At 72.7% G+C, this 17,061-nt stretch carries 19 protein-coding genes and 1 tRNA gene; 12 read left to right on the top strand and 8 right to left on the bottom strand.

Annotated elements, in window-relative coordinates; all coding sequences use genetic code 11:
* Positions 1 to 62: 62 nt before the first annotated feature.
* Together IOD16_RS00170 and IOD16_RS00165 are read right to left on the bottom strand one after the other, a co-directional pair.
* A complete protein-coding gene (locus IOD16_RS00170) occupies positions 63 to 809 on the bottom strand; it encodes an FkbM family methyltransferase (RefSeq protein ID WP_201438429.1) in 747 nt (248 codons plus the stop codon).
* A gap of 18 nt (positions 810 to 827) precedes the next feature.
* Positions 828 to 1,682: a hypothetical protein gene (locus tag IOD16_RS00165; protein ID WP_201438428.1), complete on the bottom strand. Its 855-nt coding sequence runs from the start codon at positions 1,680 to 1,682 to the stop codon at positions 828 to 830.
* A gap of 200 nt (positions 1,683 to 1,882) precedes the next feature.
* On the opposite strand from IOD16_RS00165, the gene IOD16_RS00160 reads away from it, so the two are divergent.
* Positions 1,883 to 1,955: transfer RNA gene (locus tag IOD16_RS00160), tRNA-Arg, on the top strand.
* Between the two features lie 126 nt (positions 1,956 to 2,081).
* Here IOD16_RS00160 and IOD16_RS00155 read toward each other — a convergent pair.
* Both IOD16_RS00155 and IOD16_RS00150 read right to left on the bottom strand, forming a co-directional pair.
* On the bottom strand, positions 2,082 to 2,246 hold the full coding sequence (locus IOD16_RS00155; protein ID WP_201438427.1) for a hypothetical protein: 165 nt from the start codon (positions 2,244 to 2,246) through the stop codon (positions 2,082 to 2,084).
* Positions 2,247 to 2,570: 324 nt separating this feature from the next.
* Positions 2,571 to 2,903, bottom strand: coding sequence for a helix-turn-helix domain-containing protein (locus tag IOD16_RS00150; RefSeq protein WP_148088842.1), 333 nt, complete (start codon positions 2,901 to 2,903; stop codon positions 2,571 to 2,573).
* A 164-nt stretch (positions 2,904 to 3,067) separates the two neighbouring features.
* On the opposite strand from IOD16_RS00150, the gene IOD16_RS00145 reads away from it, so the two are divergent.
* Positions 3,068 to 3,298, top strand: coding sequence for a transcriptional regulator (locus tag IOD16_RS00145; RefSeq protein WP_123744252.1), 231 nt, complete (start codon positions 3,068 to 3,070; stop codon positions 3,296 to 3,298).
* A 166-nt stretch (positions 3,299 to 3,464) separates the two neighbouring features.
* The gene (locus tag IOD16_RS00140) at positions 3,465 to 4,307 is read left to right on the top strand and encodes a tetratricopeptide repeat protein (protein ID WP_201438426.1); all 843 of its coding nucleotides are present in this window, start codon (positions 3,465 to 3,467) and stop codon (positions 4,305 to 4,307) included.
* Positions 4,308 to 4,454: 147 nt separating this feature from the next.
* On the opposite strand, the gene IOD16_RS00135 is transcribed toward IOD16_RS00140, so the two are convergent.
* A complete protein-coding gene (locus IOD16_RS00135; protein ID WP_201438425.1) occupies positions 4,455 to 5,633 on the bottom strand; it encodes a Fic family protein in 1,179 nt (392 codons plus the stop codon).
* Positions 5,634 to 6,065: 432 nt separating this feature from the next.
* Between IOD16_RS00135 and IOD16_RS00130 the strand changes: the two genes are divergently transcribed.
* From IOD16_RS00130 to IOD16_RS00095, 8 genes are all read left to right on the top strand, one after another.
* Positions 6,066 to 6,554 carry a toxin-antitoxin system HicB family antitoxin gene (locus IOD16_RS00130; protein ID WP_201438424.1) on the top strand — a complete coding sequence of 163 codons (489 nt, stop codon included), beginning with the start codon at positions 6,066 to 6,068 and terminating at the stop codon, positions 6,552 to 6,554.
* A gap of 56 nt (positions 6,555 to 6,610) precedes the next feature.
* A complete protein-coding gene (locus IOD16_RS00125; protein ID WP_201438423.1) occupies positions 6,611 to 7,450 on the top strand; it encodes a DUF4097 family beta strand repeat-containing protein in 840 nt (279 codons plus the stop codon).
* A gap of 27 nt (positions 7,451 to 7,477) precedes the next feature.
* A complete protein-coding gene (locus IOD16_RS00120) occupies positions 7,478 to 8,647 on the top strand; it encodes a cytochrome P450 (RefSeq protein WP_201438422.1) in 1,170 nt (389 codons plus the stop codon).
* Positions 8,648 to 8,661: 14 nt separating this feature from the next.
* The gene (locus IOD16_RS00115; RefSeq protein WP_201438421.1) at positions 8,662 to 9,588 is read left to right on the top strand and encodes an ATP-binding cassette domain-containing protein; all 927 of its coding nucleotides are present in this window, start codon (positions 8,662 to 8,664) and stop codon (positions 9,586 to 9,588) included.
* Positions 9,585 to 10,358, top strand: coding sequence for an ABC transporter permease (locus IOD16_RS00110; RefSeq protein ID WP_201438420.1), 774 nt, complete (start codon positions 9,585 to 9,587; stop codon positions 10,356 to 10,358). Before IOD16_RS00115 ends, IOD16_RS00110 begins: the two co-directional genes overlap by 4 nt.
* A gap of 25 nt (positions 10,359 to 10,383) precedes the next feature.
* A complete protein-coding gene (locus IOD16_RS00105; protein WP_201438419.1) occupies positions 10,384 to 11,013 on the top strand; it encodes an MBL fold metallo-hydrolase in 630 nt (209 codons plus the stop codon).
* On the top strand, positions 11,010 to 13,790 hold the full coding sequence (locus IOD16_RS00100) for a helix-turn-helix transcriptional regulator (RefSeq protein ID WP_201438418.1): 2,781 nt from the start codon (positions 11,010 to 11,012) through the stop codon (positions 13,788 to 13,790). Before IOD16_RS00105 ends, IOD16_RS00100 begins: the two co-directional genes overlap by 4 nt.
* A gap of 169 nt (positions 13,791 to 13,959) precedes the next feature.
* Positions 13,960 to 14,898 (top strand): hypothetical protein, encoded by a 939-nt coding sequence (locus IOD16_RS00095; protein ID WP_123744261.1) that lies wholly within the window; start codon positions 13,960 to 13,962, stop codon positions 14,896 to 14,898.
* A gap of 123 nt (positions 14,899 to 15,021) precedes the next feature.
* On the opposite strand, the gene IOD16_RS00090 is transcribed toward IOD16_RS00095, so the two are convergent.
* Positions 15,022 to 15,564, bottom strand: coding sequence for a peroxiredoxin-like family protein (locus IOD16_RS00090; protein WP_201438417.1), 543 nt, complete (start codon positions 15,562 to 15,564; stop codon positions 15,022 to 15,024).
* Positions 15,565 to 15,638: 74 nt separating this feature from the next.
* Between IOD16_RS00090 and IOD16_RS00085 the strand changes: the two genes are divergently transcribed.
* Entirely contained in the window at positions 15,639 to 16,247 is a 609-nt protein-coding gene (locus IOD16_RS00085) for a TetR/AcrR family transcriptional regulator C-terminal domain-containing protein (protein WP_201438416.1), read from the top strand.
* 234 nt (positions 16,248 to 16,481) lie between these two features.
* Here IOD16_RS00085 and IOD16_RS00080 read toward each other — a convergent pair whose 3' ends face one another.
* Entirely contained in the window at positions 16,482 to 16,793 is a 312-nt protein-coding gene (locus IOD16_RS00080; protein WP_123744264.1) for a hypothetical protein, read from the bottom strand.
* On the bottom strand, positions 16,777 to 17,016 hold the full coding sequence (locus tag IOD16_RS00075; protein ID WP_123744265.1) for a DUF397 domain-containing protein: 240 nt from the start codon (positions 17,014 to 17,016) through the stop codon (positions 16,777 to 16,779). The genes IOD16_RS00080 and IOD16_RS00075 overlap by 17 nt, the downstream gene beginning before the upstream one ends.
* Between the last annotated feature and the right edge of the window lie 45 nt (positions 17,017 to 17,061).

Genomic DNA, 17,061 nt, shown 5'->3' with positions numbered 1-17,061 from the left:
GCGAATCCCCACCGGCGAATCCCCCCGCCGGGTGCCCGGCCGACGTCCCGCCGGCCAGACGGCTACCGGGTCACGAACAGGTAGTTGCGCACGCGATCGTCGATCCGGTCGACCGGCCGCCAGGTGTTGCGGTGCCAGGCGTGCATCCGGTACCCGCGTTCGGCCAGCCAGTCCTGCACGTCGCGCGCCCGGTACCCGAACCGCAGCACGTGCCGTTCCTCGATCTCCAGGAGAAGTTTCGGTCGAAACCTCTCGATCGTCTCCGCACCTCCTTGCAGCACGCGCAGTTCCGCGCCTTCCACATCGGCCTTGACGAAGTCCAGCCGGTCGATGGCGTTGGCCGCGCAGAACCGGTCCAGCGTGTCGGAGCGCACCAGGACTTCGAGGTGCTCGGCGAACTCGGCGTTGGAGCCGAGGCCGTCCGCGCCCGAGGTGAGGAACGAGCGGCCGGTGACCGGTGTGCCGTGCCGGACCGGGACGCTCATGACCTCGCGGCCCTCGCTCACTCCCAACGCGACGGAGTGCCGGACCACGTTGCGGGCCTCGCGCGGGCGCAGCAGGTAGGACAGCGCGGGGTGCGCGAACACCAGCGGCTCGATGCTGTGCACTGTCCCTTGTGGACCGACGAGGCGGGACAGGGAGACGGTGTAGAGGCCGAGCGCGGCGCCGATGTCGACGCACACGTCACCGGGCCGCACCACCTCGCGCAGGCCGATCAACTCGGGTTCGACGAACGGCGTGAGCCGGGCGAGGACGCGCAACGCGCCAGCCACGGCCGCGCCGCGCGCCTCGGTCAGGTTGTGGGTCACGGTCACCAGGTTAGGGAATCACGTCAGGGGTTTGGCGCCGTTCTGGTTCTGTTGCAGCTGTGCGGGCAGCCCGACCTGCTCGGCGAACTCCGCGGCGACCGTCGAGCCGCCGTAGATGCCGAGCGCCTTGGCCAGGTGGAGGCGGACGTCGGCGCGGTGCCCGTCGTCCAGGCGGGGCAGGGCGCTCTCGAAGGACGTGACCAGCGTGTCGGCCCAGTGCTGGTCGCGGCGCTGCGAGGCGATGCCGACGAGCTCGGCCAGGTGCCTGCTCAGCTTCACCGCCTGCTCCACCTCGTAGCCGTTGCGGATGAGCCACCAGATCGTGGCGCTGGACAGGTCGGTCAGCACCTCGTCGCGCAGGTACTTGATCTCGGCGCGTTCGGCGTCCCGCTCGGCCTGGCGCATCGTGGTGGTCTGGAGCAGTTCGATGTGCTTGCGCGCCATCGCCAGGTCGTGCTCGTCCACGGTCAGCTCGACCCCGTCCGCCCGCGCCCAGACGTGCGTGCCCTCGACCTGCCGCTCCGCCGCCAGCTCCGCGCCGAGCTGGTGCTGCAGCGGGGCGTGGTGGACGAGCATCGCGCGCTCGGTGAGCGCCTTGGCCCGGTGGATGATGTCGTTGACCGCCGCGCTGCGCGGCGCGTTGTGCCGTGCGCCCGTCGTCAGGTCCACGCGCCAGTGGATCGTCATCTTGGCGTGGAAGTCGAGCCCGTAGACGGCGCTGGGCAGCGGCGACTCGAACGGGTGTTGGTGGGAGGTCGAGGCCGGGACGAACGTGTACTGCTCGGCGTTGGGGCGGGCACGGAGCCGCCGCCACCACGCGCCGACGGAGCCCAGGGGGCCGGGACGGAAGTCAGGCCAGGGTCGGCTGCTCATGGGATGGCTTTCGTCGGAGGGGGATATGGCCCCCTCTGTACCTCACTGGACCGGTGCGGAACAGATGAGGTCGCCCACTTCCCCCGGACAGCCGACCGGCCGGACCCCACCCCCTAACCCAAGGTGCACGTCCCTAGGCCCACCGAGTGACAACCCCGCCACCGGAAGACCGACCCCCGACCCGGTACGCTCACCACCGCGCCCTCGTAGCTCAGGGGATAGAGCATCGGTTTCCTAAACCGTGTGTCGCAGGTTCGAATCCTGCCGGGGGCACTCACCTTTCGCCGGGTGAATCAGGCCCTGAGCAGCGGAAACGCGCTCGGGGCCTGATCTTTTAGGCCAGTCGTCGTCGGCCGGGATCCGTTGTGGTCGGTCGGGGTCCGCGCAACGGCGGCGGTGTCAGGTGGTCAGTGGGACGGGGTGGGAGTCGGGGCTCGGCGGGCCGATCTCCAGGCCGTTCTCGTCGAGCGCGTTGACCACGCGCAGGTGGTCGCCGCCGAGCGTGAAGCCGACCGCGATCGAGCCGCCGGCCAGGTCGCCTCCTGCCCGGACGAGGAGCTCCACCGACTCGACGGTGCGACCGCGCAGCGCGGACAGGTCGGGACGGGCGGTGTTCTGCCAGTTCAGGCGGAGGTCGTCCGAGGTGCCCCAGGTGACCGGCTTGGTGGGGTCGACCGAGTTCCAGGTGACCGACAGGTCGTCGAACTCGTCGTGGTTGATCTCGACCTGCTCGCCTTCGAAGTCGAGCAGGCGTCGTCGAGGCCGTTGCCCAGTCCGGCCGGTAGCCCTCGATCCCGGAGTCGGACACGCCCCACCCTGCCCGCGGCGGCCGGGATGGGTCGGTTCGGCCGCCGCGGTCCGTTGCCGCCCGAAGGTCGACTGGACGGGTCAGGGGCGGTTCTTGAGGCGGCGGCCCAGTTCGGCCAGCAGTTGCTGGTCCGTCAGGGCGCCCGGGTCGGGGCTGGAGACCCCTCGCAGGTCCGCTTCCTCCGGGAGGAGCAGCTTCGCCGCCACCATGACCTCCAGCGGGCTCATGCCGAACGCCTTGGCGACGACGCGGGCGGTGTCGAGGTTCGGCCGTTCGCCCTTCCTCCAGGCGGTCAGGCGGCTCCGGTCGAAGCCGGTCTTCTCGGTCAGTTCTCCGGTGCTCATCCCGCGGTCGTCCATCTGCTTCTGGACGAAGTCCGACCAGGACGAGTCCGCACTCTCGGCTTTGGTCACGCCGACATGGTACGTGCGCACACGCAACGTTCGTTGGGCACTCCCCCCAGCTAGCCCCTGACCTGCACGTTGTTTACACACAACATTAGTTGCGCATACAAAACAAACTGCCTAGCGTGGTGGGCCCACAACATGCGTTGGGCGTGCACAACACGAGGCAGGCCATGCCGTACACGATCAAGCTCCGCACCGATGTCTTCACGAAGGCCGCGCGGCTCGCCGGGTTCCGCTCGGACTACGCCCTGGCCAAGGCGATGGGCGTCAACCGCTCCACCGTCGCGCGCGTCCTCGGCGGCGAGCTCCAGCCCGGCCCGGCGTTCATCGGCGGCGCGTTGACGGCGCTCGCGCCGATGCAGTTCGAGGACCTCTTCGAGATCCCCCCTGTCCAGCGGTGATGACGGTCCGTGGCGTCCCCGTCCCGCGCACGTGTGAACCGGCCGGCGGACAGTCGGCCACTTCCAGCGGTGTGCGGACTCACCCGTTTGGTTGACACTCGTGATCAAGTGACGCAGCAGGGCGCCGAGACCGGGCGACTCCGGGGACGCGGAAGGGTGGCACGAGGTGAGCGACGAGCCACGGCACGAGGTCGCGCGGTTGCGCCGGGAACTGCGGACCGCCGGGCACGACTGGTTCGACGCGCACCGGGACGAGCTGCCCGCCGCCCTGCGCGCCGCGCTGGCCGAACCGGAGGCCGCGGTCGCGCTGTTCGCCGACGTGTGGCCCGCCCTGCCCGCCGACGTGGACGAGACGTGGTCGCGGGCCCTGCTCGACCTCGGCGCCGAGCTCGCCGCCGCCCTGCCCACGTCCCTCCTGCTGGCCACCGGCTTCCGCCGGGCCGCGGTGCACTTACGCGGCCGGGGGGCGCACCGCCTCGCCGCCGTCGCGGGGATGCGCGAGCTGGCCGTCCACCGCCTGCGCGACGACGACCCGGACGCCGCGGCGGACGCCTTGCACGACCTGGCCGCCACCTACCGCGCCCAGGGCCGGCTGCACAAGGTCGTCGGGTGCGCCGACGAGGTGCTGGAGCTGTACCTCCTGCACGACGACCGGCCCGGCGCCGCGCGGGCGCTGGCCCACCTCGGCGAGCTGATGATCGAGGTCGGCCGGCACGACTCCGCCATCAAGTACCTGTCCCGGGCGGACAAGCTCTTCGAGGACTCCGCGGACCGGGCGCGCACCCTGGCCTCGCTCGGCCGGGCGTTGTGGTTGTCCGGTGACCGGGCCGTCGCCCACCGGCGGTTCAACCGCGCGCTCGCGCTGCTCATCGGGACCGACGACGACGAGGCGCAACGCGTGCGCGACCTGGTGGCCGGGCTGGAGTCAGTCGCGGAACCAGTGCAGCAGGGCCACGCCGACCTGGATCAGCAGGCCGACGACGAGGCGGACCCGCGGCACGCCCGGTGAACGGTGGCGTCGGCGGCGGCAGTGCCGCCGGTGGCAGTCGGCGCGGTGGCACCGGGGGGACGGTCGGTCGGGTGATGCGCTCATCGGGGTCGTCGCGCTTCTTTCCGGGTCGTCGAACGGGACGGGTCGGGGACGGACGCGGGGTGATCAGGCCGTGGTGTCGGGGTGGTCGGCCAGCAGGCGCAGCACGTCCCGGCACAGGAACACCCGGCGGTAGGGCTGGAACTCCCACGGCACGAGCACGCCCAGCTCGACCAGGCGGGCGGTGAGGTCGGTGGCGGCTTTCGCGGTGACGCCGTAGCGGGTGCGCAGCGACCGGTTGTCCACCACGGGCAGGCCGATCAGCTCCGCGGCCACCAGCGGCAGCTTCCCCTTGCGCGGCAACCGGGCGGCGTAGTCGGCGGCCAGCGCCTCCAGGTGGCCGATCAGCCGCAGCTGCGCCAACGCCTGGTCGCGCACGGCGGTGGCGAAGAACTCGACCCAGCGGTCCACCCGGCCGGTGTCGACCACGGCGCGGATCTGCCGCTGGTACTCGTCCAGCGCCGTGTCCAGCCACACCGACAGCGGCAGCACCTGGTCGCGCACCAGCCCGCACCGCACCATCTCCAGCGTCGAGAACGCGCGCGCGACGTGCCCGTTGGCCGTGGGGAACGGTTGCAGCACCTCCAGCTGGTAGTGCGCGAGCGCGACCTTGGCGATCCGCGGCTGCTCGTCCTCCTCGCGCACCCACGTCGACCACTGCTCCAGCAGCGCCACGAGGTGCGCGCCGGTCGCCGTCAGCAGGTAGGCCCGCGCGTCGCTGACGCCCAACCGGCCGGGCGCGTCGCGCAGCACGTCGGTCAGGCGGCGACCGGGCGTGCCGCCGGTCATGATCGCGGCGACCTCGCCGACCAGCTCCGCGTCGACCGCGGCGCCCTCGCGGACCCTGCCCAGACCGTGGTCGCACGCCCGCAGGAACGGCGCCACCAGCTGGGTCGGCGCGGCGCTGTCCGTCGGCGGCGGACCGTCCTGCGAGGCCAGCAGGTCCGCCGCGAACGTCTCGCGCAGTCCGACGAAGACACCGGACAGGCCGGCGGAGCTGTTGGCGTCGCGGACCTGCGTCGACCGGACGAGCGCGGGCCGCAGGCCCAGGCGCTCGGCCGCCTCGTCGAGCCGGCCCAGCGCGTGCTCGGCTTCGGCGCACCGGCGGTAGGTCGACACCGGCAGCGTCAGGTCGGAGGGCAGCGGCGGTGGCAGGTAGGCGCCTTCGCGCCGGAGTGCTTCGGGGATGCCGGGCAGCTCGGGCACCGGCGACCACTGCCCGTCAGGCAGAGGGCGAAAATCCATGGGCGGAAGACTTGCACGACCGCCGAGACCTTGGCAAGGCATTCTCGAATCGAAGTGAAGCCAGGCCGCTGTTCACTACACATCCTTCTCGATACTCTCATTAGGCCGTTCGAGTCACTACTTTGGTCGAGGTCCGCAAAATTACGGATCGACACCCGAGATAGGCCCATCTGCCCAGCTCAGGCCCGGTGGAAGCACTATTCGATCACGGTCGTCGAAGATTCCTCCACGCTCGGCCGCGAGCTGCGATATTCCACCTCGAGCGAACACGCGCAGAAATGATCACGGTGCCGCGTCACGTTCCGAGATGGGCCACTGGTCTTGTTGAACCGCGATTTCACCTGATCGGGTAGCCGCCTGCCGGGATCACCACCGAACGCCGTGGCACCACCAAGGCTTGCCATGGCACCACAATGGTGCCATAGTGGTGCCATGGACTTGACGCCGTACGTCGACAACCTCCGCCGGGAGCTCGCCACCGCCGCCGAGGCGGGTGGCGCGGAGGCACGGGCACTGGCCGAGCGACTCGTCGCCCCGCTGGAGTCGGCAGTGCGGTTGACGCTGCTGGAAGCCCTGTCCGTGGCCATGGACGAGATCACGCGCGACCTTGCGCCCGGCTCGGTCGACGTGCGGCTGCGGGGCCGTGACCCGGAGTTCGTGGTCTCGGCGCCGACTGATGCCACGGTGAGCCAGGATGGTGCCACGGAGCTGCCGCCGGTGGTGGCCGAGGACGGCCCGGTGGCGCGGATCAACCTGCGGTTGCCCGAGCACCTGAAGTCGAGGGTCGAGGAGGCCGCCGCCCGCGAGGGCGTCTCGGTCAACGCCTGGCTGGTGCGGGCCGCCGCGGCCGGGCTCGGGCACGGCGGCAGGCCGACCGGCCGCTCGTCGTCCCGGCAGAGCTTCACCGGCTGGGTCCGCTGACCCGGCACACCACCACCAGCGCGAACACCGAACCGACCCAGTCCGAGGGGACAGCCATGCCTTCTTTCGCCACGCCCGGGACCATCACGCTCGACCTCGACGTCGTCGCCGGCCACGTCCTCATCACCGCCTCCGACCGGGAGGACACCGAGGTCGAGGTCGACCCCGCCGACCCGGACGACACCAAGGACGTCACCGCCGCCCAGGGCACCTCGGTCGACTTCGCCGACGGCCGGCTCACCGTCCGGACACCCCGCTCGCGCAGCATCTTCGGCAAGGCGGGCATGGTCGACGTGGTGGTGCGGCTGCCCGCCGGCTCGAACGTCGTCGCGCACGGCTCGCTCGCCGACTTCCGCGGCGAGGGCGTGCTGGGCGAGTGCCGCTTCAAGACCTCCGCCGGGCACATCAGGCTCCAGGACACGGCCGCGCTCAAGGCCTCCACCTCCCACGGCGACGTGTCGGTGGAGCAGGTCACCGGCCGCGCCGAGCTGTCGACCGGCTCCGGCGAGCTGCGCGTCGACCGGCTCGACGGCGTCGGCACGGTGAAGAACTCCAACGGCGCGACCACGATCGGCGAGGTCACCGGCGACGTGCGGGTCGGCGCCGCCAACGGCGACATCTTCGTCGGCCACGCCGGCGGGGACGTGCGCGCCAAGACCGTCAACGGCCGCATCCGCCTCGACGAGGTCGTGCGCGGCTCCGTGGTCGTGGAGACGTCGGCCGGCGGGCTGGAGGTCGGCATCCGCGAGGGCACGGCCGCGTGGCTGGACGTGCGCTCGGCCGCCGGCCGCGTGCGCAACGAGCTGAGCAGCGCCGACGCGCCGGGCGACACCGAGGAGCGGGTCGAGGTCCGCGCCCGGACCTCCTTGGGGGACATCGTCATCCACCGCGCGTGACCACAACGACCATTGGGGGACAAGACCATGTGGGACACCAACCCGCAGCAGTTCTGGCTGCGCGGAGAACGACCCGGCAACGCCGTCGAGTACGACGAGCAGCTCGGCTTCTGGAACGTCTACGGCCATCCCGAGTCCGTCGAGGTCCTCGGCGACTGGGCCCGGTTCTCGTCCGACACCACTCGGCTGCTCCCGGCCGCCGACGAGTCGCTGACCGAGGGCAACATCATCCAGCTCGACCCGCCGGCGCACCAGAAGCTGCGCCGCCTGGTCAGCCACGCGTTCACGCCCAAGGTCGTGGCCGACCTCGGCACGCGCATCACCGAGCTCACCGGCGAACTGCTCGACGACGTCGCCGGTGACGACTTCGAGCTGGTCCGCGACCTGGCCTACCCGCTGCCGGTGATCGTGATCGCCGAGCTGCTGGGCGTGCCGAGCAGCGACCGCGACCTGTTCAAGGTGTGGGTCGACAAGATGTTCGAGAGCACCAACCAGTTCTCGCTCAAGGACGACGTGGCCAAGCAGGAGCAGGGGCTGCGCGACAGCGTCGACGCCATCCGGCCGCTGATGGACTACCTGGGCGAGCACGCCGCCCAGTGCCGCCGCACACCGCGGGCCGGTCTGCTCAACGACCTCGTCCAGGCCGAAGTGGACGGTGAGCGCCTGACCGACGCGCAGGTGGTGAACTTCGCGGCCGTGCTGCTGGTCGCCGGCCACCTCACCACCACCATGCTGCTCGGCAACACCGTGCTGGCCCTGGACGCGCACCCGGACCAGTTCGCGGCGGTCCGCCGCGACCGCGCGCTGATCCCCGCCGCCATCGAGGAGTCGCTGAGGTTCCTCACCCCGTTCGCCGCGGTCGCACGGGTCACCACCGGGCCTCAGGTGCTCGGCGGCGTCGAGATCCCCGCCGACCAGATGCTGTTGCTGTGGGTCGGCGCGGCCAACCGGGACCCGCGCCGGTTCGCGAACCCGGACGCCTTCGACGTCACCCGCGACCCCAACCCGCACCTGGGCTTCGGCCGCGGCGCGCACTTCTGCCTCGGCGCGCCGCTGGCCCGGCTGGAGGGGCGCCTCGCGCTGGACGTCCTGCTCGACCGCTTCCCGCGGCTGCGCACGGACCCCGACCGGCGGCCGGTGTTCATGCCGTCGCCGAACCTGACCGGCGTGCGGTCCCTGCCGCTGCTCACCGACTGACCGAGGAGCCACCCATGGCGATCACCGCCACCGGTCTGCGCAAGTCCTACGGCGACCACGCCGTGCTCGACGGCCTCGACCTCCAGGTCGAGCCCGGCACGGTGTTCGCCCTGCTCGGGCCCAACGGCGCGGGCAAGACGACCACCGTGCAGGTCCTGTCCACGCTCATCACCCCCGACGCCGGCGCCGCGACCGTCGCGGGCCACGACCTGGTCCGCGATCCGGCGGGCGTCCGCGAGGCCATCGGCGTCACCGGCCAGTTCTCCGCCGTGGACAACCTGCTCACCGGCGAGGAGAACCTGGCGTTGATGGCGGACCTCGCCCACCTCGACCGCCGGGAGGGCCGCCGCACCTGCGCCCGCCTGCTGGAGCAGTTCGACCTCGTGGACGCGGCGCGCCGGCCCGCGTCCACCTACTCCGGCGGCATGCGCCGACGCCTCGACCTGGCGATGACGCTGGTCGGCGGCCCGGAGGTGATCTTCCTGGACGAGCCGACCACCGGCCTCGACCCGCGCAGCAGGCACGCGATGTGGCAGGTCATCCGCGGCCTGGTCGCGGACGGCGTGACGATCTTCCTCACCACCCAGTACCTGGAGGAGGCCGACGAGCTGGCGGACCGGATCGCCGTGCTCGACGGCGGCCGGCTGGTCGCCGAGGGCACCGCGGCCGAGCTGAAGCGGCTGATCCCGGGCGGGCACGTGCGGCTGCGCTTCGCCGACGCGCGCACGCTCGACCTGGCCGCCGAGGCGCTCGGCGGCTCGTCCCGCGACGACGAGGGCCTGACCCTCGACGTGCCCGGCGACGGTGGCGTGCGGCAGTTGCGGGCCCTGCTCGACCGGCTGGACGAGGCCGCGGTCCACGTGCAGGACCTGTCCGTGCACACACCGGACCTCGACGACGTCTTCTTCGCCCTGACCACCGAGAGGAGCGTGCGGCGATGAGCACCACGGCCATCCGCGACACGACGACCATGCTGCGCCGCAACCTGCGGCACATGCAGCGCTTCCCGATGATGTCCATCGGCACGATCGGCATGCCGGTGCTGATGATGCTGCTGTTCGTGCACGTGTTCGGCGGCTCGCTCGACACCACGATCCCCGGCGGCGCGTCCTACGTGGACTACCTGGTGCCCGGCATCCTGGTGATGGCCGTCGGCGCCGGGGCCGCGTGGACCTCGGTGAACATCAACACGGACATGGGCGAGGGCATCATCGCCCGGTTCCGCACCATGGCGATCTCCCGCTACTCGGTGCTGACCGGGCAGGCGCTGAGCAGCCTGCTCAACACCGCGCTCACCCTGGCGCTGGTGATCGGCGTGGCCCTGCTCAACGGGTTCCGCCCGTCGGCCGGCCCCGCCGACTGGCTCGCCGCGGCCGGGCTGCTGCTGCTCATCGCGTTCGCGTTCACGTGGCTGGGCATCGCCTTCGGCATGGGCGCGAAGACGGTCGCCGGCGCCAACAGCTCCGCGCTGCCGCTGCAGTTCCTGCCGTTCGTCAGCAGCGCGTTCGTGCCGACCGACTCGATGTCGAGCGGGCTCGCGTGGTTCGCCGGGCACCAGCCGTTCACGCCGATCACCGACACCCTGCGCGGGCTGCTCGTCGGCACGCCGGTCGGCGACAGCGGGTACTGGGCGGTCGGCTGGTGCCTCGTGCTCAGCGCCGTCGGCTACGCCAGGTCGCGGGTCCTGTTCGACCGAGACCCCTCCCGCTGAGCTGCGCGGACGCTAAGATCACCCGGTGCGACCACTGGCTCCGGGAGTCCACCAGCTGCTCGGCCGTCCCCCACACATGGTCAACGCCTACCTGGTGGAGGACGTGCTGGTGGACGCGGGCACGCCGTCGGCCCGCAAGCGGATCACCCGCCAGCTCGACGGCCGCGCCATCGCCGCGCACGTGGTGACGCACGCGCACCCGGACCACTTCGGCTCCAGCCACGCGGTGTGCGAGCGGTACGACGTGCCGCTGTGGGCCGGCGCGAAAGACGTGGAGGCGATCACCACCGCCACCCCGGTGCCCTCGCCCGGTCTCGCCGGCTCCCTGCTGTCGCGGATGAAGATGCCCTCGCCACACCCGGTCGCCCGGGGGTTGGGCGAGGGCGACGAGGTCGCCGGGTTCACCGTGCTGGACGTGCCCGGCCACTCGCCCGGCCACATCGCCCTGTGGCGCGACCACGACGGCGTGCTGATCTGCGGCGACGTGTTCTTCAACCTGCTGCGCCCCAGCGCGCCGCCCAAGATCCTCACCTTCGACGACGAGCGCAACCGGGCCTCCATGCGCCGGCTCGCGGAGCTGCGGCCGAAGCTCGTGCTGTTCGGCCACGGCCGCCCGCTGCGCGACCCGGACCGCCTGCTGCGCCTCGTCGGATGAGCACGCTGGAGCGGGAGCGCGAGCTGGCGCGCATCACGGCGGCGCTGGACTCCGCGGTGGCGGGCGAGGGCCGGGTGGTGGTCGTCGAGGGCCGCGCGGGCATCGGCAAGACCCGGCTGGTGCAGGACACCAGGGCGTTGGCCAAGCAGCGCGGTTTCGGCCGGTTGCAGGCGGTCGGCGACGTGCTGGAGAGCGCGATGGCCTGGGGTGTCGTGCGGCAGCTCGTGGAGCGGTCGGTGTCGCGGTACCGGGGCGAGGTGCGGGAGAAGATCCTGGCCGGGCCGTCCGGCGCCGCGCTACAGGCGCTCGACGGCGCGGCGGCCGACCCCAGCGAGGCGGAGCTGGCCCGCACGCTGCACGCGCTGTGGTGGGTGGCGGTGGACCTGTCCGCCACCCGGCCGCTGCTGATCACGGTCGACGACGCGCAGTGGGCGGACCTGTCCTCGGCGCGGTTCCTGGCCTACCTGTCGCGGCGGATCGCGGACCTGCCGATCGCGCTGGTCGTCGCGACCCGGCCGGTGGCCGACAGCACGGGTCCGCTGGCGCAGCTGAGCGTGTCGCGGCAGGCCGAGCGGCTGGTGCCGCGCCCGCTCACGCCCGCGGCGCTGGCCGAGCTGGTCACGGCGCGCGGGGTGCGCCCGCACCCCGCGGTGGTGGCCGCGCTGCACGCGGCGGGCGCGGGGAACCCGCTGCTGACCGGGGTCCTGGTGGACGAGCTGGACGCGCTGGCGCTGCCGCTGGACGACCCGGACACGGCGGACCGGGTCGCCCGGCTCGGCCCCAGCCCCGTGTTCCGCGCCGCGCTCGGCCGGTTGCCCGCCGACGCGGTCCGGTTGGCGGGCGCCGCCGCCGTGCTCGGCACCGCCGGCGACCCGTGGCTGGCCGGTCAGGTCGCCGACCTGGACGACGACCGGCTGCGACCCGCCGTCGACGCGCTGGTCTCGGCGCACGTGCTGACCGGTGAGCAGCTCCAGTTCGCGCACCCGGTGGTGCGCGAGGCCGTGCTGGCGGACCTGGGCCCGGTGGCCCGCGCCGCGCTGCACGCCCGCGCGGCCGGCCGGCTGTGGGAGGCCAAGGCGCCGGCGGACCGGATCGCCGCGCACCTCGCGCACGCGCCGAGGGGCAGCCTGCCGCAGGCCGTGGACGTGCTGCGGGCGGCGGCCGGCGCGCTGCTCTCGGCGGGTGATCCGCGCACCGCGGCGGCGCACCTCAGGCGCGCGGTGGACGAACGGCCGGACGACCCGGCCCTGCGCGCCGAGCTGGGCCGGGCGCTGCTGCGCGGAGGCGAGGCCGCCGAGGCGCGCCACGAGCTGCGGATCGCCGCCGCCGAGGTGCCGGACGCGGAACTGCTGGCCGCCGCCGCGTCCGCGACCGCCGCCGTGGAAGGGCCGGATGCGGCGATCGCCGAGCTGACCGACGCCATCGCGGCCCGCGCCCCCGACGCGGGACGGCTGCACCTGGAGGCCAGGTTGGCGGTCGCGCGGTCGTTCTCGCCCCGGCACCGCCAGGCGGCGTCCGACCACCTGAGGGGGCACGCCTCGCTGGCCGGCCGCACCCCGGACGAGCGCACGCTGCTCGGCCTGCTCGCGCAGACCGGCCGCTACGAGGTGTGGCCCTCGACCGAGGTCGCCGCCATCGCGTTGCGCGCGTTGTCGCACGGCGCGTACTTCGACGACGCCACCGGCAGCACCGACGCCATGGTGGCGTGGCTGGTGGCGCTGATCGCGTTGATGGCCGCGGACGGCGTGGAGGAGGGCAGGCGGGAGATCGACCGAGCCCGGCTGCGGGTGCGGGCGCACGGGTCGCCGGTCGAGTTCGCCATGGTCGGCAACGCCGCCGGGTTCCTGAACTGGCGGACGGGCTCGATGGGCGAGGTGGCCGCCGAGTCCGAGGGCGTGCTGGCCGCCGTGGCGGAGGAGGACCCGGCGCCGCAGGTGGTGGCGGCGCGGGCGACGGCCACGCACTTCCTGGCCTACGCCGCCCTGGAGCGCGGCGACCTGGCCGGGGCGGCGGCCACGCTGGCGCGGTTCGACGCCGAGCACACCGAGTCGCCGCAGATCATGCCGACCATCTGGCTGCACGAGCCGCGGGCGCTGCTGGCCCTGGCGCAGGGCGATCCCCGGCGGGCGCGGGTCGAGGCGCACCGGCAGCGCGACGCCATGCTGGCCGCGGAGCTCGACCCGCCGACCATCCCGTGGCGCAACCCGGCGGCGCGGGCGGCGATGCTGCTCGGCGACGAGGCCGAGGCGCTGGCGCTGGCCGAGGAGCAGGTGGCGCTCGCCGGGAAGTGGGCCGCCCCGACGGAGGTCGGCGCGGCGCTGCGGCTGCTGGCCCACGTCGACCAGGCGCGGCGGGTGGAGCTGCTGACCGAGTCGGTGCGGGCGCTCGAACACTCGCCGGCGAGGCTGTACCTGGCCCGGTCGCTGGTGGACCTGGGCGAGGCGCTGCGGGTGGCGCTGCGGCGCGTGGACGCGCGGGAACCGCTGCACCGGGCGGTGGACCTGGCCGCGGAGTGCGGCTCACCCGTGATCCGGGCGCGGGCCTCGGAGGCGCTGGAAGCGCTGGGCGACCGACCTCGGCGCTCCCCGCTCGCGGGCGCGGAGGCGTTGACCGCCAGCGAACGCCGGGTCGCGGACCTCGCCGCCACCGGCCGGGGCAACCGGGAGATCGCCCAAGAGCTGTTCGTGACGCCCAAGACGGTCGAGAACCACCTCGGCCGGATCTACACCAAGCTCGGCATCAGCGGGCGGCGTGACCTGGCCCGCGTGCTCGCCTGAGGAAGCCGATTAGGAAGAGGAGTCGGGTGGGGGTGTGCCGGATACACCCAACTTCCCCGGCCGGCGAGATGAGGGATCGACCCTCATGCCTTCGACGTTCCCGCAGGTCAAGCTTGTCCTACCGAAGGGGCCGCAGGGAGGCGGCCCCCTCCACAGGAGGTAGGAACCCATGTTGCGCAACGCTCTTCTCGCCGCTCTCGCCACCACCGCCGTCAGCGCCCTCGCCCTGCCCGGTCTCGCCGCGGCGGACCCGGTGCTCGGCACGCCGCCGCCGTGCGTCAAGGTCAGCGACCTGGCCGGCGCCGACTTCGACGTCAAGCAGTGCGGGGTCAGCGACGTCGACCAGTTCCGCGCCGGCCTCGAGGGCAACGGCAACGCCCACTGCGGCCCGGCGTCGCTGTACAACGTCCTGCACTTCTGGGGCCACGAGAAGAAGGCCCCGGTCGGCTGGCTGAGCACCAAGGTCGGCGCCCTCGACCCGAAGGACCCGGCCGACTACACCGTCGTCGGCAACTCGATCTGGCGGATCGGGGTGGACGCGAAGTACGACGGCGGCACCAACATGACCAACCTGCGGACCGCGTGGAACATCGCCACGCAGCCCGCCCGCAACGCCGGCTGGGCCACCGCGACGGACTGGGCGAGCACGCACACCACCGACGACTGGTCGGGCACGCTGGCCAAGCGGCTCAACCAGGGCCCGGTGCAGCTGGTCTACGGCCGCTACGCCCCCGGCCCCCGCGCCGGGAGCCTGGAGCGCACCGGCGGGCACATCGTCACCGTCGTGTCGGCGAAGGGCTCGTTCGACGGGAACACCGTGCAGCTCAAGCTGGCCGACCCGGGCCGCGCCCTGGACCACGGCCAGGACGACTACCTCTACACCCAGTCCGCCTACGAGTCGCTCGACGTGACGCTGGAGCGCAAGACGATCGTGGAGCACATCGCGGCCAAGGACGACGCGAACACGCCGGCCGACGAGAGCCTGCTGCCCGGCACCTACCGGAACGTGGTGCGGTGGGAGCTGACCGGCCCGCGCTACGTCAGCACCAAGACCCGTCAGATGGTGGAGGGCTTCAACTGGTTCGTGATGTCCCCGCCGGTCGGCTGACCGACCTGCGCACCGCAAGACCCCGCCTCGCCAGGGGCGGGGTCTTGCCGCGCACTCCGTGCACTGCACGTTGTCGAACGCCTGTTCGAGCCGTCCACAGCTGGGGACAACCCTGTGGACAACTCAGTCCTTGCTGGCCAGAACCTGTGCATGGGCGAGCAGTTCGTCCACCGACCACTGGTCGTAGGCGTGTTGTCCACGCTTCTCCGCGACCACCGTGCCGTCCGGCGCGATGAGGAAGTCGGCGGGCAGGCCGAGCCGCCCGCCTTCCGGCTTGGGCAGCGGGCGCCGGACGCGCAGCACCGGGCCGAGGTCGCGCACCACGCCGCGCACCATCGCGCCCCACGCGCGCGGGTCGAGCACCGAGCGCGGCGCGGACTCGACGCCGAACTCCACGTACAGCCGCTTCTCCGGGTCGCCGACCACCGCGAACGGCAGGTCGACGGCGTGCGGGCGCAACTCGGCCGCCGAGGAGTGGAAGACCACGACCTCGGTGACGCCGCGCGCGGTGATCTCGTCGTGCCGCCGCACCACGGACCGCAGGTGCAGGTTGCACACCGGGCAGCCGGCGAAGCGGCGGAACTGCAGGTGGACCAGGGTGTGCGGGTCGGGCACCCGCACCGTGCCACCGAGCACGGCTTCCCACTCACGTGCGCTGACCTTCACGGCATCCCCCTCAACGTAAGCGTGCGCTGTACGCTTACCCAAGTTATGCGCGTAACTTGTACGCTGTCAAGGCCATGCCACGTCCGAAGTCGCTGACCAGCTCCGCGCTCGCCGCCGCCACGCTCGCCGTCCTCGACCGGGACGGGCTGGCGGCGCTGTCGATGCGCGCCGTGGCCGCCGAGCTGGGCATGGGCACGATGTCGCTGTACCGGTACGTCACCGACCGGGACGAGCTGGAAGCCCTCGCGGTCGAGCAGGTCGTGTCCGGAGTGGACACCGTGCCGCCGAAGGCGCTGTGGGACAAGCAGATCGCCGTCCTGGTCGAACGGGTCCGGGTCGCGATCGCCGCGCACCCCAACGCGGTGCCGCTCACCATGGCGCACCGGCACCGCTGCCCGAGCCTGTTGCGCTGGGCGGAAGCCGTGCTGGAGGTGCTGACCCGGGCCGGGTTCACCGGGGAGCAGCGGGTCTTCGCCTTGCGCGCGCTGCTGAGCTACCTCATCGGCGCGACCGAGACCGAACACCGCAGCCCGCTGTCGGGCATGGGCACCGAGGCGTTGGCCGCGATGGGCGAGCACTTCCCGCTGCTGGCCGACACCGCCGCCACCGCGCGGACGATCCCGCCGGAGATCGAGTTCCGGCGCGGCCTGGACGTGGTGCTGAGCGGTCTGCGCCGCCCCTGACCTGCCGCCACCCCCGACCTGCCGCCGCACCGGGTGCGGTGGCCAGTGCGGAGGCCGAAGCCGACCTCGGCCTCCGCACCGAACGCGACGAACACGGAGTTGCGCTCCGAGCGTGGTGTCGACGCCTCTTTCCGGCGCGGAGTCGACTCCCGCTGCGTCTCCAGGTCAGGTTCGCCGGTGAGAGGGCTCTCCCCTCTCGTCCCGTCCACCACCGCGGATGTGGACGGGAAGTCTTCACGCGGTCAGCTCGTCCTCGTCGGGCAGGTCGAGCAGTTCTTCGAGCACGTGCGTGGCGGGGCCGCGACGGCGCCACGAGAAGCGGCTGGGCGACAGGACGTTCACCTCGTCGGCGGGCATCCGCATCGCCACCGCGTCGTCCTCGTTGTGCAGGCGCACCACGTCGATCACCGCGTCGTGCGCGCGCACGCCCACCACCGCCGCCAGCTCTCCCCGGGCGTCGCGCGGGTGGAGGAACTGGAACCCGCGGGCGATCAACTCGCGGAGCTGGAACGTCGTCCGCGAGGGGAGGTCAGTCGACGAGGTCATCGAACTCCCCGTCCCGGGCCCCGGCCAGGAAGGCGGCCATCTCCGCTCGCGTGTAGACGAGGGCGGGGCCTTCGGGGAACCGGGAGTTGCGCATCGCGATCTCGCCGCCGTCGGTCACCGCGAACTCCACGCAGTTGCCGATCGCGTCGCTGTAGGAGCTCTTGGTCCACGTGACCCCGGTCAGGTCGGCCGCGGACATGCCGTTGTGAACCATGGTGGCCATCGACTCACCTTCCAAGCCAGAGATGCATCTGCACGTGCATCCGGT

This window comes from Saccharothrix sp. 6-C, assembly GCF_016695385.1.
Taxonomy (GTDB): Bacteria; Actinomycetota; Actinomycetes; order Mycobacteriales; family Pseudonocardiaceae; genus Actinosynnema; species Actinosynnema texasense.
This window is presented reverse-complemented; position numbering and strand designations above follow the sequence as displayed.

Coding starts and splice junctions, on each gene's coding strand:
- IOD16_RS00165 (WP_201438428.1), bottom strand. CDS start 1,682: ATGAGCAGCCGACCCTGGCCTGACTTCCGTCCCGGCCCCCTGGGCTCC.
- IOD16_RS00145 (WP_123744252.1), top strand. CDS start 3,068: ATGCCGTACACGATCAAGCTCCGCACCGATGTCTTCACGAAGGCCGCG.
- IOD16_RS00135 (WP_201438425.1), bottom strand. CDS start 5,633: ATGGATTTTCGCCCTCTGCCTGACGGGCAGTGGTCGCCGGTGCCCGAG.
- IOD16_RS00130 (WP_201438424.1), top strand. CDS start 6,066: ATGGACTTGACGCCGTACGTCGACAACCTCCGCCGGGAGCTCGCCACC.
- IOD16_RS00125 (WP_201438423.1), top strand. CDS start 6,611: ATGCCTTCTTTCGCCACGCCCGGGACCATCACGCTCGACCTCGACGTC.
- IOD16_RS00120 (WP_201438422.1), top strand. CDS start 7,478: ATGTGGGACACCAACCCGCAGCAGTTCTGGCTGCGCGGAGAACGACCC.
- IOD16_RS00115 (WP_201438421.1), top strand. CDS start 8,662: ATGGCGATCACCGCCACCGGTCTGCGCAAGTCCTACGGCGACCACGCC.
- IOD16_RS00110 (WP_201438420.1), top strand. CDS start 9,585: ATGAGCACCACGGCCATCCGCGACACGACGACCATGCTGCGCCGCAAC.
- IOD16_RS00100 (WP_201438418.1), top strand. CDS start 11,010: ATGAGCACGCTGGAGCGGGAGCGCGAGCTGGCGCGCATCACGGCGGCG.
- IOD16_RS00095 (WP_123744261.1), top strand. CDS start 13,960: ATGTTGCGCAACGCTCTTCTCGCCGCTCTCGCCACCACCGCCGTCAGC.
- IOD16_RS00085 (WP_201438416.1), top strand. CDS start 15,639: ATGCCACGTCCGAAGTCGCTGACCAGCTCCGCGCTCGCCGCCGCCACG.
- IOD16_RS00080 (WP_123744264.1), bottom strand. CDS start 16,793: ATGACCTCGTCGACTGACCTCCCCTCGCGGACGACGTTCCAGCTCCGC.
- IOD16_RS00075 (WP_123744265.1), bottom strand. CDS start 17,016: ATGGCCACCATGGTTCACAACGGCATGTCCGCGGCCGACCTGACCGGG.